This window comes from Pseudomonas batumici (assembly GCF_000820515.1).
In the GTDB taxonomy this organism is placed as follows: domain Bacteria; phylum Pseudomonadota; class Gammaproteobacteria; order Pseudomonadales; family Pseudomonadaceae; genus Aquipseudomonas; species Aquipseudomonas batumici.
In genome coordinates, this window is sequence record NZ_JXDG01000054.1 from 94747 (window position 1) to 110366 (window position 15620).

The 15620-nt window shown below is 60.0% G+C and carries 7 protein-coding genes and 1 tRNA gene; 5 read left to right on the forward strand and 3 right to left on the reverse strand.

The features are described from left to right. Nucleotides 1-54: 54 nt before the first annotated feature. From UCMB321_RS29570 to UCMB321_RS20070, 4 genes are all read left to right on the forward strand, one after another. Nucleotides 55-4590, forward strand: coding sequence for a Tc toxin subunit A-related protein (locus UCMB321_RS29570; RefSeq protein WP_052451323.1), 4536 nt, complete (start codon nucleotides 55-57; stop codon nucleotides 4588-4590). Between the two features lie 84 nt (nucleotides 4591-4674). After that, nucleotides 4675-9336: a COG1361 family protein gene (locus tag UCMB321_RS20060; protein ID WP_040070170.1), complete on the forward strand. Its 4662-nt coding sequence runs from the start codon at nucleotides 4675-4677 to the stop codon at nucleotides 9334-9336. Nucleotides 9337-9527: 191 nt separating this feature from the next. Beyond that, nucleotides 9528-10682 (forward strand): TDT family transporter, encoded by a 1155-nt coding sequence (locus UCMB321_RS20065; RefSeq protein ID WP_040070171.1) that lies wholly within the window; start codon nucleotides 9528-9530, stop codon nucleotides 10680-10682. Nucleotides 10683-10773: 91 nt separating this feature from the next. Beyond that, nucleotides 10774-12651 carry an MFS transporter gene (locus tag UCMB321_RS20070; protein WP_040070172.1) on the forward strand — a complete coding sequence of 626 codons (1878 nt, stop codon included), beginning with the start codon at nucleotides 10774-10776 and terminating at the stop codon, nucleotides 12649-12651. A gap of 137 nt (nucleotides 12652-12788) precedes the next feature. On the opposite strand, the gene sugE is transcribed toward UCMB321_RS20070, so the two are convergent. The 3 genes from sugE to rdgC form a co-directional block, all read right to left on the reverse strand. Further along, nucleotides 12789-13106 carry a quaternary ammonium compound efflux SMR transporter SugE gene (gene sugE, locus UCMB321_RS20075; protein ID WP_040070173.1) on the reverse strand — a complete coding sequence of 106 codons (318 nt, stop codon included), beginning with the start codon at nucleotides 13104-13106 and terminating at the stop codon, nucleotides 12789-12791. A gap of 115 nt (nucleotides 13107-13221) precedes the next feature. Further along, nucleotides 13222-14187, reverse strand: coding sequence for a bile acid:sodium symporter family protein (locus tag UCMB321_RS20080; RefSeq protein WP_040070174.1), 966 nt, complete (start codon nucleotides 14185-14187; stop codon nucleotides 13222-13224). A gap of 239 nt (nucleotides 14188-14426) precedes the next feature. Next, the gene (rdgC, locus tag UCMB321_RS20085; protein ID WP_040070175.1) at nucleotides 14427-15347 is read right to left on the reverse strand and encodes a recombination-associated protein RdgC; all 921 of its coding nucleotides are present in this window, start codon (nucleotides 15345-15347) and stop codon (nucleotides 14427-14429) included. Nucleotides 15348-15507: 160 nt separating this feature from the next. Here rdgC and UCMB321_RS20090 point away from each other — a divergent pair. Beyond that, nucleotides 15508-15583 (forward strand) — tRNA-Val (locus UCMB321_RS20090). Nucleotides 15584-15620: the final 37 nt, after the last annotated feature.

Genomic DNA, 15620 nt, shown 5'->3' on the forward strand with positions numbered 1-15620 from the left:
TGGACTGGACAAGGGGGATCAGCCATCAGGAATGAAATTCCAGGAGGCGAGGTCATGACAGATCTCACGACGAAACTCGAAGCCTTGAGCAAGCAACGCCAGGAAGCGCTCCTTGAATGTTATCTGGGCGCCGTGGCGGCCCGGGATGGCGATACGAACGTGCTGGCGGCCCCCGCTGATCTCGATGCGTATCACCTGTTCGACCACCATGTCGACACGGCCCCGAAAACATCCACCGTGGGTGAGATGATCGCCAGCTTGCAGCGCTATATCCATGGTATCTATTCCGGCGACGAGCCGGGTTTCGGCCAGCATTTCGATGAGCGGGAAGTCGAGACCTGGCGTCAGTGGGAAAGCCGTTATGCGATCTGGGCCGGCGCGGAGAAACTGCAAAGTTATCCGGAAAACTATATCGATCCGGAATTGCGTATTGTCAAAACCCAGTTTTACGAACAGCTGGAAGGGGATCTTGCACAAGGGCGCCTCAATACCGAGCGTGCACAATCGTCCGTGCTCGCCTATCTCGAGAAATTCGAGGATGTCGCCGATATCGATGTGCTCAACGGTTATATCGATGGGCCTTTTGTGCTGTCCGATTCAACGGTTTATCGGGCGGATTATTATTTTCTCGGACGCAAGCGCGCCGATGACAAATATTACTGGCGCAAGGCTGCCATTACCCTCGGCGAGGGACAAACGCGGGTGCCTCCCAGTGCCTGGAGCGAATGGGAACCCATCGAGGCGGGGATTGGCGATGCAGCGAGTGTGCGCCTGACCGCTTTTGGCAACCGGCTTTATGTCTTCTGGGTGAGCAGGTCGTCCCTCAATGAGATCGGGGAGAGCGAAGGACCCAACTGGGACCAGTTTGATATTCGCTTTTCCTATCGCAGTTTGAGCGGCACCTGGACCCCGTCCTTTGCCGTTGATACGGTCATGCTCGAGCGCGGCAGTGGGCGTCGCAAGAGCTATCAACGCGTGCGCCCGAACATGGGCCACAATCGTCTCCTGGCGATGACCAGTGATAGCAGGCGTGACAAAGGCGGAAAACTGATGGTACTGGGTGTTGCCCTGTCGACCATCGATGAGATGCAAACAGAGTGCTATTACGCGTGGGATGAGTTGTTGAACCGTGTCGATCTCGACGATCAGGAACAGCAACATATCAATGATCTATTCGCACTCTATGAAAATCAAAATTATCTTCAAAGGCGTATACCGTTACTGGGCGAGAAAACTGACTACAACGGATGGGCAGTCGGGTCCATTCGGACCAAGGACTCCGGAGATCAGCCAGAATACACGCGTTATCTGGACCTGGGGGCGACGAACAACGCAGGGCGGTCCCTCCTCGTCAGCGTGAGAAGCACCATTGCAGCCTATGAAATGTGGCTGGGGAATTCCTCCGTGCGCGTTCATCCAAATGCGATGGTGCAGCATACTTTTTTTGATATTGAGTTCAGCGTAATGGGGGCCGCCTATATTGAAATGGGCATGATCGGTTATGGTGTGGTGTTTAACTTTAAAGAGGGGAACTATAAGCCCGACTCATGTCGAATAGGTTTTTTGAAAGAGGATGGGAACGTTGGGGAAACGCTTGATCTTTCTTTGGATGACTCCGCGATCGTTCAGAAATATTTCCCAGCGCTTAATGTGGGTGGGCGTTATAGCGATACGTTTAAATATATGGCGCGGCTATCGGATAATGACTGGAAAACCCACGATACCTGGTTGAGGGTTACCGTCAATGGCGGTTCTGCGTTTGAAATAAGCAAGCCGTTTTCCCATCGTTCCATCGTGCCCGCCCCCTTCGTGCCGTCCATTTGGCTTGGGACAGTAAAGGTGCCCACTGGCGATCTGCCGCTGTTTCGATTCAACGGTGGTGCGGGGTTTGCCAAAGCGGTCCCCTTGACGGCAAACCCGCAGATTGTTGCCGTCGGGTTGGGGGAATATTCAGGCGGTACCTGGAGCATGGGCTATCAGGAATTCGAGGTGTTGCTGAAGGCGCCGCCGCTCAACGGACCGAGCATCGTCCTTGGCCCCGAGAACGCTCAGAGCCAGGCCGGTCAGTTTCTGGATTTTGGCGGTGAGTTCGAGGCGGCGCGAGCCGTCGAGGCCATCCGCCTGAACACGACATTCGGCCGCGAACTGGTGGAGCGGGCCGCGCTCTCCATCGACAATTTGCTTTCCTGGGACAGCCAACACACCGAAGAACCGCCGCTCCCGGGCTCCGATAAGCCGGAGTTTCTCGACTTCCAGGGCGCGAACGGGCGTTATTTCTGGGAAATATTCTTCCATTTACCGCATCTGGTAGCGGTGCGGTTGCGCCGTGAAATGAGTTACGAGGACGCGCTGGGGTGGCTGCACCATCTCTTCGATCCCTCCGCCAGGATCAATCCGGGACGGACCGAAACCACCGCCTATTGGCGCTCGCGTCCGTTGTTGATGGAGGGCGATCCCAGCTTCGAAGTGGCATCGCCCGCCGATCCGGATGCCATCGCCTATAGCAACCCGATCCATTATCGCAAACGGATTTTCCGTGACTATGTCGAAACCCTGATCGAATGGGGGGATTGGCTCTACAGGCAACTGACACGCGACAGTCTGACCGAAGCCAAAATGCTCTATCTGAGGGCCGCGCGCATGATGGGACCGGCCCCTGACGTGCGTGGGGCATCCCACTGGACGCCCAAGACACTCAGTGAGTTGGAAGGCGCCCGAAACCTCGAGGGTTTCGATGCACTCGCCCCATCGCTATCGGTCGATACGTTGATCAATCTGCCGCTGACCTCTGGCCATGCACTGTTGGCGCCCATGCTGGACCACCCGGACTTTCGGCCGGAAATCAACCGGGACCTGCTGGATGTCTGGGACATTCTGGAGGCTCGATTGCACAACCTGCGGCACTACCTGACCCTCGATGGCCAGCCCATCGACCTGCCGCTTTACGACACGCCCATCAACCCGAAGGACCTGATGCGGGCCCAGGCTGGTGGCGGTGGCTTCAACCTGCGGGACATCCTGACGCCACCGATCGTCCCGCCTTATCGTTTCATGGCCATCTTGCCCCGTGCGCAGCAAGCGGTGCAGACCCTGTGCAGGTTTGGCGATCAAGTCCGGCAATATATGGAGCAGGCGGATCGCTGTGACCAGGAAACCCTGCAACAAGAACATCTTATCGAGATGGCGGGGTTCACCCACGACCTGCAAACCGAATTGTTGCTCCATGCCCAAGTCACGCTTGATGCCCTCAAGGCTTCCCAAGGGGTGGTTGGCAAGCGGAAGGAATATTTCCAGGGGTTGATCGACAGGGATCTCAACGCCGACGAAGCCGCGGTGGCCGATAATCTGAAGAGTGCAAAATCAACCGCCTTGGCTGCTGGAGGGAGCAGTGCTGTAGGGCACGGGATGGATACCATGGTCAATATTGTCGGGATGGCAGCTGGCGGTATGAAGCTTGGTGGTTTTGCACATGCTGCCTCAGCATTAACCAGTGCCTACAGTCAAAGCGAATCATTCTGGGGCAATCTGCATGATCGCTACGGTTCGCAAAAGCGCCTGCGTGAAGAGTGGAACTTCCAGCGCGACGCGGCGACCGCCGAGGAAGCAGCGCTGCAAAAGCAGCTGGACGCCCAGGAAATCCAGATCCAGGCCTCGAGGATCTCGGTTAATCAGCAGGCTCGCGGCATCGAACAGGCCAGGGAGATGTATACGTTTCTCACCCAGACCCGCACCTCCCGGGCATCGCTCTATCGCTGGATGCAAAGCAAGATGGCAACGCTTTATTTCCAGACCTACGATGCGGTGACGGCCCTGTGCTTGTCGGTGCAGGCCTGCTGGCAGTATGAAATCGGCGATTATGAAACCCATTTCATCCTGCCAGGCGCATGGGTCGACAGCCATCATGGCTTCACGGCTGGCGAGACGTTGACGCTTGGCCTGCTGCGCATGGAGTCGGCCTATGTCCATCGCTATGAACGGCGCCTGACGATCAGGAAGATGGTCTCGCTGCGCGACTATTTCGCGCCAGAAGAGTGGTCAGACAAGCTTCAGTTGCTCGAGAGCACCGGTAAACTGGACTTCAACCTCGATAGCCGGTTTTACGACAGCGACTATCCCGGCCATTACCTGCGCCAGATCCGGCGTGTATCGGTCACGCTGCCGGCGCTGCTCGGCCCCTATGAAATGGCCTGCATGACGCTCACGCAAATCTCCAGCAAGTTGTTGATCAAGCCCAGTCTCGGTGGCGCCCGCCATCTCTATGACCCACAGCATCCCGATGCCGATACCACCCATGTGCGCTATAACCTGCGCGCTCAGCCGCAAGTCGCGGTGTCCGACGGATTGGACGATGACGGCGTCGGCTCGCGCTATTCCTTCGAGGACGATCGCTACGCCTCCTTCGAGCGGACCGGCGCAATCTCCTCCTGGCAGATCGCCTTTCCAAGGGCTGAGGATTCAGACAAGCAGAGACGGCTTATCGCGTCGCTGACCGACATTATCGTCCAGGTGGAATACACCGCTCTCGATGGCGGTAGAGACTTTTCCGAAAAAATCGAAGCACTTTTAAATGAGACGGGGTTTCGCCAGTAGGACGGAGAGCACACAAGGCTTCGTTCAAGACTGGCACGCAGTCGCCCGGACCGACGCAAACACAACCTGTCAGGGAGTGTGGACATGAACCTGCAAAAACGGATCAATCGGAACCTGTTGGGCACGGCAGCCGACCTGCCCACGAGCACCTGGCCTCCCGAATGGAGGAGACGCACGGGAGCAGGTTTCAGCGGTGCCGATCTCATCTATGTCTCAAGCAACGACACCCAGCGTCGGTACGTCTATCTCTATGGCGAAGCGGAAGCCGCGATCGAATTCGATCTGCCAATCGACCTCCTCCTGACGGCGGAGGGCGGATATCAAGTCAGGTTCCTGTATCAGCCGACGCAGCGAGCGAGCGAAAATCCCAGGGTGGTGGCGTATTTCAACGCTGGGGTGCATTTCTGGACACGTGAGTTGCAGACGAGCACCGCGCACGCTGCCGTGGCGCAGCCAGGCGATTGGCTGATCTGCGATGACAGCATTGATCTGAACGATGCAAACACCCAGCCAAAGGCTCTCCTGGCCTTGCAATCCGGACTCTTCGATCCATTGGCCGCTACCGATGCAACGACCGAGCCCGAGAATGATCAGCAGGTCGCGCAAGAACCGGGCTGGCCGCTCGGCCCGGGCGAGCTGCATTTTTCCGGCAAGGCCCTGGGGACGGAGGTCTCTCCCGAGATGGCCGAAGGGGTGTCGGTGTTCGTGCATCTCAAGCCGCTGGCGCTGAGCACCAATGAACCCAAGCCCGAGTTTGGCGGGGCCCGCGCCCGTTATTGGGTGGAAAAGGGCGGCCGCACCTATATGCCGATCTGTCGAGGGGGAGGGACGCACGTTCTCACCCTGCCGGTGACTGCGGACTGCGGATGGGCGGGCGCCGGGATTTATATCGGCACCAGCGCCTATGCCTCCTTTACCGATCAGAGCGAGGCAGGGCAGGCTGGCCTGCAAGTGATACCTACAGACCCCGACGCGGATGACGAGGCCCAGCATATCGCCAAAGCCTGGGACATTCGCAACGATGCCGACGAGGATGACCTCGGTGTCAACGGCCGGACGGCAACCCTGTGCTTCGAAAGTGTCTACCATGCCGCCCCCTATGAGGCGTTGGCCTGCATCGTCGGGCCCTACAAGCTCGACATCACCGACCACCGGCAGCCCGACTATTGGCCAAGCGTCGAGGAGGGGGAGACCATCGATCTTCAGGTGAAGGTGAATTACGCCGTCTCTGGCAAGCCGGAACCCGGCGTTGCCGTCGAATGGCGCCACGGGAGCAACCTTCTGGAAACCGAGCTTACCGGGGAGGGTGGTTGGGCTGTATTCAGCTATCAGCCAACTGCCGATGCCACGGTTATCGCGGTCGTCGACAGCCCTTACAAGCCTGAAGCCGACACGCAGGACTTTGTCGTCAAAACCATCCCGACCCGCCTATGGGCGCAGTTCGAACTCAGCGTCGATGGAACGGAAATTTCACCCGACGACCATTGGTGGATTCTGCCCGGCCAGTCCTACCAACTGACCCTCAAACCACGCGCCGGCAGCGTGCTGATCGGTCAGGATCTGGCGCTCGCCGTCGATCCCGCGCAAAGCCTGCAACTCGAGCCGACGGGGGCTCGACCCCTGGCCGCGGGCGGCCTCACCTGGCGCGTCACGACGGCGGCAGATGCCAGTGGCGCCTTTGCACTGCGCCTCGACTGCAGGCGCTTCAAACAACCGCCGATATTGAATGGCACGACCAACAAGTTACCTGCCTTGACCATCGACGAGGCGCCTGACGACCGGCTCGATCCGATGGCTGCGGTGGCTACGCTGACGGCGGTAGTGCCGCACTATAACGGCATGCTGAGCACCGACGAGATCAGCGTCACCTGGACCGGGGCGGCCGGCAGCCCTGCGGAGGGGTCGCATACCACGTCACCGATTGAGGTGGGAACGATAGGGGAGAAGACGATCCCATTGCCGGTGTCGGTGATCGCCTTCAGTCTGGGCAAGCCGGTGACAGTCAGCTACACCGTGATTCGCGATGGCTCGTCGTTACCGGCCTCGGACCCCCTCACGCTGCCTGTTGGCGTCTTGCCGCAGAGCGCGCTGGAACCCAGCCGGCCGCGTATCCTCGAGGCCGCGCAGGAGGGCAATGGCGCCGAGCTGGACGTGGGCACGTTGACTGGAAACGGTACTTTGCGCATCAATAGCTGGCCGCTTATTGCCGCGGGGCAGTACGTGTGGCTGCGCCTGAAGGGCTTCAAACCCGATAACTTGGCCTATGACGTCACGCTATGGGAGCCGCCCAACAAAGTTTCCAGCGACTGGGTGTCAGCTGGCTTCGCGACCAACGTCGCGCAGAACGCGTACCTGCGGGCGCTGAAGGACGGCAGCACATTGACGGTGGAGTTCAAGGCCTCCTTCAACCAGAGCACCGAAGAAAGCCAGGCCACTCCCTTCCCGCCGCGCACCTATACCATCCGCGCGGTACTGGACTTGCGCGCCCCCAGCATCAAGCAGGCCACCGGCACCGCCCCCACCCAACAACTCAATCCCGTGGCGGCCAAGGATGCCCTGACCGTGGTGATTCCGGACTACGGTGTCCAACCCGGCGATCAGGTCAGCGTGACCTGGGCAGGCACTGCTGAAGAGGGTTCCTACGTCACCACACCACAAGCACTTCCCCCCAACCGCGAGATCGCGATCCCTATCGAGGTGATCGCTTTCAACCTGGGCCGGTCGGTAACGGTCAGCTACACCGTGACCCGTAACAACAATGAACCGCTGCCGTCTGACCCACTCAATCTGGCGGTACAGACCCTCGCCGAAGACTATCTGCTGGGCGCCAAGCCGAAGATTCTGCAGGCCGCCAACCAGGGTAGTGGTACTGAACTGGATCTGAATTCCATCAGTGCCAATGCGACCTGCTGGGTCGGCATCTGGCCGCTTATCGCCCCGGATCAGGATGTGTGGCTGCGCCTCAAGGGGACCAAGGCCGACGGGACAGTCCCCTATGACCTGAATATCTGGGCACCGCCGCCACGGGGCCCAAGGACCAGTCCAGTCTGGATCGATCAAGGGTCCTATGAAGTCCCGGCCGCCTATAGCTACCTGAAGGAATTGAAGGATGGCAGTACCCTGACAATGGAGTTCAAGGCGGACCTCAGTAAAACCACCAACGAAGCCAATGCAATCACCTTCCCGCTCCGTACCTACACGGTCAAACTGGAGTTGGCCGGACCGACCCTCGACAGCGTTAAAGACGCCAGCAACGAAGAGGTCGAGGAGGGTGAACTCACCGTCAGCACCACGTTGAAACTCTCGGGTCTGGCGAGCGAGGGCCAGAAAGTCGAGATCTTTGACGGCAGTGGAGCAGGCGCGGTTTCCAAGGGCCAGACGACAGCCGATCTAACAACCGGTATCTGGACCCACAATATAACCGTCGTAGAAGGCGAGCGCCGCCTCTACGCCAAGGCACTTTATCCCGTCGACGGCTCGGTATACTCGAACGTACGCAAGCTCAAGGTCGTGGCGCTGGTCCCACCGACCCTCGACAGCGTTAAAGACGACAACAACGAAGAGGTCCAGGAGGGCGAGCTCACCGTCAGCACCAGGTTGAAACTGTCGGGTCAGGCGAGCAAAGGCCAGAAAGTCGAGATCTTTGACGGCAGTGGAGCAGGTGCGGTTTCCAAGGGCCAGGCGACAGCCGATCGAACAAACGGTATCTGGACCCACGATATAACCGTCGCAGAAGAAGCCTGCCGCCTCTACGCCAAGTCGCTCTATCACAGCGGCGGCTCAGTATTCTCGAACGTGCGCAAGCTCACGGTCGTGGCGCTAGTCAAACCGACTATTGTCAGTCTCAAAGACGCCAACGATAAAGAAGTCCCTGCGGATATCCTCAACCGCTACACCGTCAGTACCAGGTTGAAACTGTCGGGTCAGGCAAGCAGGGGCCAGAAAATCGAGATTGTCGATGGCTGGTACGAAGACGAAGTTTTCAAGGGCCAGGCGACAGCCAATTCAGTAACCGGCACGTGGGAGTGCACTTTAACCGTCGCACCTGCATCGTACTCCTTCTTTGCCAAGTCGCTCTATCACAGCGGCAACCCGGTATATTCGACCGTACGCCACGTCAATGTCGTTCCGCTGGTCATCCCGACCCTTGAGAGTGTCAGAGGCACCGGCAATCAAGAGGTCCCAGATGGCGAGATCACCTTCAGCACAAGCTTGACACTGCGTGGTAAGGCGAGCAGGAAGCAAACAGTCGAGATCTTCGAGGGATCTGGAGCCAGCGCGGTGCCCTTGGACCAAGCGACAGGCGATGTACTGAACGGCAGTTGGATGCAGTTCGTAACCCTCGCAGAAGGACCCCGCCGCCTCTACGTCAAGTCGCTCTATCACAGCGGCAACCCGGTCTACTCAAACGTACGTACGCTTATTGTAACGGTGTTGGTCCCACCGACCCTTGAAAGTGTCAAAGACGCCAACGGTCGAGAGGTCCAGGACTTCGGAAACACCAGTAGTACCACGTTGAAACTGTCGGGTAAGGCGAGCAAGCGCTGTTCCGTCGAGATATTCGAGGGTACAGGAAACACCGCGGTTTCAATGGGCGTGGCGACAGGCAATTCAGTAAGCGGCAGTTGGACTATCACCATATCCATCGGAAGAATAGCAGGAGGACGCCGCCTTTACGCCAAGTCGCTCTATCACAGCGGCAACCCGGTCTACTCAAACGTACGCAACGTCATCTTCGTGCCGTGACGGGCGATGACCGACGACTGACCGCCCGGCTAGGCGTGAGCCGGGCATGCCTTCTGGAAAAGACGGACGGTGCCGACAGTTATTGACTGCTTATCTATAAAACAGATAACAGTTAGAGAAATTACCCGTTATATGGATATTCGATCTGGTTCTATGATGACTGCAACCTCACCCGAGGACAGGAGTCAGTCATGCAAACGTGCCCCAATAGCGTCAAACCCGGAATCCGGCCTTTAGGCCACCTGCAGCATCCCCGCGAAGTCATTCGCCAGTTCACCCCCAACTGGTTCGCCGCCACCATGGGCACCGGTGTCCTGGCACTGGCCCTGGCGCAGTTGCCGATTGAAGTTCCGGGCCAGCGTGCCTTCGCCGAAGGCCTGTGGCTGTTCAATATCCTGCTGTTCGCCGTGTTCAGCCTGCTCTACGGCGCGCGCTGGGTGTTGTTCTTCCATGAGGCGCGGCGGATTTTCGGGCATTCCACGGTCTCGATGTTCTTCGGCACCATTCCCATGGGGCTGGCGACCATCATCAATGGTTTCCTGCTGTTTGGCGTGCCGCGCTGGGGCGACGGCGCGGTGCAGGTCGCCGAAGTGCTGTGGTGGATCGACGTGGCCATGTCCCTGGCCTGCGGCGTGCTGATTCCCTACCTGATGTTCACCCGCCAGGAGCACAGCATCGACCAGATGACGGCGGTCTGGCTGTTGCCGGTGGTGGCCGCGGAAGTGGCGGCGGCCAGCGGTAGCCTGCTGGCGCCGCACCTGCTCGATACCCATATGCAGTTCAACGTGTTGATCACCAGTTATGTGCTCTGGGCGTTCTCGGTGCCGGTGGCGTTCAGCATCCTGGTGATCCTGCTGCTGCGCATGGCCCTGCATAAATTGCCCCATGAAAACATGGCGGCCTCGAGCTGGCTGGCGCTGGGCCCGATCGGTACCGGAGCCTTGGGCATGCTGTTGCTGGGCGCGGACTCGCCAGCGATTTTTGCCGCCAACGGCTTCGCCGGCATCGGTGAAATCGCCAGCGGGTTGGGCCTGGTCGCCGGGATCATTCTCTGGGGCTTCGGCCTGTGGTGGATGCTGATGGCGGTGCTGATCACCCTGCGTTACCTGCGTCGCGGCATCCCGTTCAATCTCGGCTGGTGGGGCTACACCTTCCCCCTGGGCGTCTACTCCCTGGCGACCTTGAAACTGGGCAGCACCCTGCACCTGGGCTTTTTCAGTGGTTTCGGCCTGCTGCTGGTGGCCTTGCTGGCGGTGCTCTGGCTGATTGTCGGCTCGCGGACCCTGCGCGGTGCCTATAAAGGCGAGCTTTTTGTTTCGCCTTGCCTGGCAGGAATAGCGAAATAGTTGCCCGATATTAGGTAAGGTTGTGGCCCGGGGGCGGTGATCCGCCTTCCAACAAGAAAGCCGCTCTCGGCGCCACTCAGGTACAGGGAAGATGAGTCACCCCTCACAGTTCAATCTGCTGCGTACACGGCGCTTCCTGCCGTTCTTCGTGACGCAGTCCCTCGGCGCTTTCAACGACAACCTGTTCAAGCAGTCGTTGATCCTCGCCATCCTCTACAAGCTCGCCCTTACGGGGGATCGCGGTATCTGGGTCAACCTCTGTGCCTTGCTGTTCATCCTGCCGTTCTTCCTGTTCTCGGCCCTGGCCGGCCAGTTCGGCGAAAAGTTCGCCAAGGACGCGCTGATCCGGGTGATCAAGCTGGGTGAAATCGTCATCATGGCGGTAGGGGCGGTGGGCTTCGTGTTCGATCACCTGTCGTTGATGCTGCTGACACTGTTCGCCATGGGCACCCACTCGGCGCTGTTCGGCCCGGTCAAATACTCGATCCTGCCCCAGGCCTTGCGCGAAGACGAACTGGTGGGTGGCAACGGCCTAGTGGAAATGGGCACCTTCCTGGCGATCCTGGCGGGGACCATCGGCGCCGGGATCATGATGTCTTCGGCGCACTACGCGCCGGTGGTTTCTACCGCCATCGTGCTGGTGGCGGTGCTCGGCTACCTGGCCAGTCGAGGTATTCCCCGGGCGGCGGCGGCGAGTCCGCAGTTGCGGCTGAACTGGAATATCTTCAGCCAGTCCTGGGCCACCTTGCGCCTGGGCCTGGGGCAGACGCCCGCGGTGTCGCGTTCGATCGTCGGCAACTCCTGGTTCTGGTTCGTCGGGGCGATCTACCTGACGCAGATTCCGGCGTACGCCAAAGAGTGGCTGTACGGCGACGAAACCGTGGTGACGCTGATCCTCACGGTGTTTTCGGTCGGTATCGCCGCCGGCTCCATGCTTTGCGAACGGTTGTCGGGGCGCAAGGTGGAAATCGGCCTGGTGCCCTTCGGTTCGTTCGGGCTGAGCCTGTTCGGCCTGATGTTGTGGTGGCATTCCGGACACCTGCCGCAGAACGTGCAGGCCAACGACTGGCTGACGCTGCTGGGTTTTCACCAGGCCTGGTGGGTGCTGGTGGATATCCTCGGGCTGGGTATCTTCGGCGGTTTCTACATCGTGCCGCTGTATGCCTTGATCCAGTCGCGTACCGCCGAGAACGAGCGGGCCCGGGTGATCGCCGCCAACAACATCCTTAACGCGCTGTTCATGGTGGTCTCGGCGATTGTCTCGATCCTGCTGCTGAGCGTGGCGAAGCTGTCGATTCCCGAGTTGTTCCTGGTGGTGTCGCTGATGAACATCGCGGTCAACACCTACATCTTCAAGATCGTGCCCGAGTTCAGCATGCGTTTCATGATCTGGCTGCTCAGCCATTCCATGTACCGCGTCGAGCACCGCAATCTGGAGTCGATTCCCGATGAGGGGGCGGCTTTGCTGGTCTGCAACCATGTGTCGTTTGTCGATGCGTTGCTGATCGGTGGCGCGGTGCGGCGACCGATTCGCTTCGTGATGTATTACAAGATCTACCGCTTGCCGGTACTCAACTTCATCTTCCGCACGGCTGGGGCCATCCCGATTGCCGGGCGGGGTGAAGATCTGGAGATCTACGAGCGGGCGTTCAGGAAAATTGCCGAGTACCTGAAGGACGGCGAGTTGGTGTGCATCTTCCCCGAGGGCAAGCTGACCACCGATGGCGAGATCAACGAGTTCAAGGGCGGCATGACCCGGGTGCTTGAGGAAACCCCGGTACCGGTGATTCCGCTGGCGCTGCAAGGCTTGTGGGGCAGTTTTTTCAGCCGTGATCCGAGCAAGGGCCTGTTCCGCCGCCTGTGGTCGCGAGTGACCCTGGTGGCGGGAGCGCCGGTGCTGGCCGAGGTGGCGGTGCCGGCGCAACTGCGTGAGCAGGTGTTGCAGTTGCGGGGCATAGCACGCCGATAGAACGTTGCGTGTTCAACCATTATTCATGGTTGAACACGGACCTTGTAGGCGCTGGCTTGCCGGCGATGGCGTCCGATCAGGCGATGCTAGGCTTACTGGCCTCATCGCCGGCAAGCCGGCTCCCACAGGGGATCGTGTCAGGCGGCTGAGACCTTCAGCCCGACCAACCCGGTAATGATCAAGGCAACACTCGCCAGGCGGAATAACGCCATGGACTCACCGAACAGGATGATCCCGGCGATCACCGTGCCCACCGCGCCGACCCCGGTCCAGATCGCATAGGCGGTGCCCAGCGGCAATTCCTTCATGGCCAGGCCCAGCAGGCCAAGGCTGATGGCCATGGCCGCGACGGTGAGTGCGGTGGGGAGCGGGCGGCTGAAGCCGTCGGTGTACTTGAGGCCAACGGCCCAGCCGACTTCGAAGAGACCGGCGAAAAACAGAATGATCCAGGACATGAAGAGCTCCATCTATGGATGGGGTCGTCCCCGGATGGATAATGCCTAAAGCCACAGGGTCGTCCCTGTGCTGCGCACTATAGTGCCCATTCTTGTCCCGATGATCAAGTTTCCTTCAGTTCAGGGCACTGTCAGCGGCCTGTTCGCGGTCCTGCTTTTCGCTCATGCGCCGGAACCAGGTCGAGAGCAGGGCTCCGGAAATATTGTGCCAGACACTGAACAACGCGCTGGGTACCGCCGCCAGCGGCGAAAAGTGCGCGCTGGCCAGGGCGGCGCCCAGCCCTGAGTTCTGCATGCCGACTTCCAGCGCCAGTGACTTGCGCTGGGCCAGTGGCAGCTTGAACAGGCGGCCGGTGAAGTAGCCCAGCAGGAAGCCGAAACTGTTGTGCAGCATCACCACGGCCATGATCAGCAGGCCGGATTCGGCGATCTTCGCCTGGCTGGCAGCGACCACGGCGGCGACGATGATCACGATGCTCACCACCGACACCAGCGGCAGGACTTCCACCGCATGCCGGACCCGCTCACCCAGCAGGCGTTGGGCGACGACCCCCAGCACAATCGGCAGCAACACCACCTGCAGGATCGACCAGAACAGCTCGGTGAACGACACCGGCAACCAGGCCGAGGCCAGCAGCCAGATCAGCGCCGGAGTCAGCAGCGGGGCGAGCAGGGTGGTGACGGCGGCGATGGCCACCGACAGCGCCAGGTCGCCCCGGGCCAGCCAGGTCATGACATTGGAGGCGGTACCGCTCGGGCAGCAGCCGACCAGGATCACCCCGACGGCGATTTCCGCCGGCAGCTGGAAGGCCCGGCAGAGCAGCCAGGCGACGCCCGGCATGATAATGAAGTGGGCGACCACGCCCAGGGCCACGCGCCAGGGATGGCGGGCGACTTCGGCGAAGTCGTCGAGTTTCAGGGTCAGGCCCATGCCGAACATCACCAGCCCGAGGAGCGGCACGATGGCGATTTTCAGGGGGCTGAACCAAGTGGGTTGCAGGAACGCCAGCACGGCGAAGATCAGCACCCAGTAGGCGAAGGTGTTGCCGACGAAGCGGCTGAGCGTGGCCAGTGCGCGCATGGTGTTTTCCTTGTTATGTGCGGTGTCGAGCGGGGTTGCCCCAATGCGGGCCAGCCAGATAAACGGGATCTTGAAAACGCCGCGAAACCTGTAGGAGCCAGCTTGCTGCGGGCGGCGTTCCGACGATGAACTCAAGAGCGCCGCGTGGTTTCAGATGCCCCGCGTTATCGTTGATGTCCATCGCCAGCAAGCTGGCTCCTACACAGGGACCGCGTTGGGTCCTTACCGCCCAGTCGGCATCAGATACCCTGCGGCATTTCCTCGCCACCCAGGGCGTCGAACAACTGCGGCAGGAATTCGCCGAAGGTCAGCATCATCAAGGTGAAGCTGGCGTCCAATTGGCCCAGGGCTTCGTCGCCGCCGTCCTGTTCGGCCTGGTCCTGCAGCAGGTCCTCGAACTTCAGGCGCTTGACCACCATCTTGTCGTCGAGCACGAAGGCCAGTTTGTCCTGCCAGGCCAGGGACAGCTGGGTGACCACCTTGCCGGTGCTCAGGTGCAGCTGGATTTCCTCGCCGGTCAGGTCCTGGCGCTTGCAGCGCACGATGCCGCCGTCTTCATGGGTGTCACGCAGCTCGCATTCGTCGAGGACGAAGAAGTGCTCCGCGGCAGCCAGGGTCTTCACCCAGTCGGTCATGATCGCGCTTGGCGCGGTCTTCACGGTCAGCGGTCGCACCGGCAGGGTGCCGAGCACTTCACGCAAGGTCGACAGCAGGTCCTCGGCGCGTTTCGGGCTGGCCGAGTTGACCAGGATCAGGCCCTGTTTCGGTGCGATGGCGGCAAAGGTCGAGGAACGACGGATAAAGGCCCGGGGCAGGAACGCTTGGATGATTTCATCCTTGAGCTGGTCGCGCTCCTTCTTGTAGACCTTGCGCATCTGTTCGGCTTCGATCTCCTCGACCTTTTCCTTCAGCGCATCGCGCACCACGCTACCCGGCAGGATACGTTCCTCCTTGCGCGCGGCCACCAGCAGGAAGTCGCCGCTGACGTGAACCAGCGGTGCGTCCTCGCCTTTGCCGAAGGGCGCGACGAAACCGTAAGTGGTCAACTCCTGGCTTGCACAGGGGCGGGCCGGTTTGCTCGCCAGTGCGGTCTCCAGCGCCTCGGCATCAAAAGGCAGATCTTGGGTCAGGCGATAGATCAGCAGGTTCTTGAACCACATGGGGTGCATCTCTCCTTTATACAAAGGAGGGCATTATTCTCTTCGCGGCCCCATAGGCCAACCCTCTGCTAAGTCTTTGGAAGGCCTGAGAAAAATATTAAAGAAAGTGCTTGCCAGAGTGTGGAACGCTCCGTAGAATGCGCGCCACACCGAAAGCGAAGGGTGATTAGCTCAGCCGGGAGAGCATCTGCCTTACAAGCAGAGGGTCGGCGGTTCGATCCCGTCATCACCCACCATTCGTGATCAGTGTTACGCGCAGCGGTAGTTCAGTCG

Coding starts and splice junctions, on each gene's coding strand:
- UCMB321_RS29570 (WP_052451323.1), top strand. CDS start 55: ATGACAGATCTCACGACGAAACTCGAAGCCTTGAGCAAGCAACGCCAG.
- UCMB321_RS20060 (WP_040070170.1), top strand. CDS start 4,675: ATGAACCTGCAAAAACGGATCAATCGGAACCTGTTGGGCACGGCAGCC.
- UCMB321_RS20065 (WP_040070171.1), top strand. CDS start 9,528: ATGCAAACGTGCCCCAATAGCGTCAAACCCGGAATCCGGCCTTTAGGC.
- UCMB321_RS20070 (WP_040070172.1), top strand. CDS start 10,774: ATGAGTCACCCCTCACAGTTCAATCTGCTGCGTACACGGCGCTTCCTG.
- sugE (WP_040070173.1), bottom strand. CDS start 13,106: ATGTCCTGGATCATTCTGTTTTTCGCCGGTCTCTTCGAAGTCGGCTGG.
- UCMB321_RS20080 (WP_040070174.1), bottom strand. CDS start 14,187: ATGCGCGCACTGGCCACGCTCAGCCGCTTCGTCGGCAACACCTTCGCC.
- rdgC (WP_040070175.1), bottom strand. CDS start 15,347: ATGTGGTTCAAGAACCTGCTGATCTATCGCCTGACCCAAGATCTGCCT.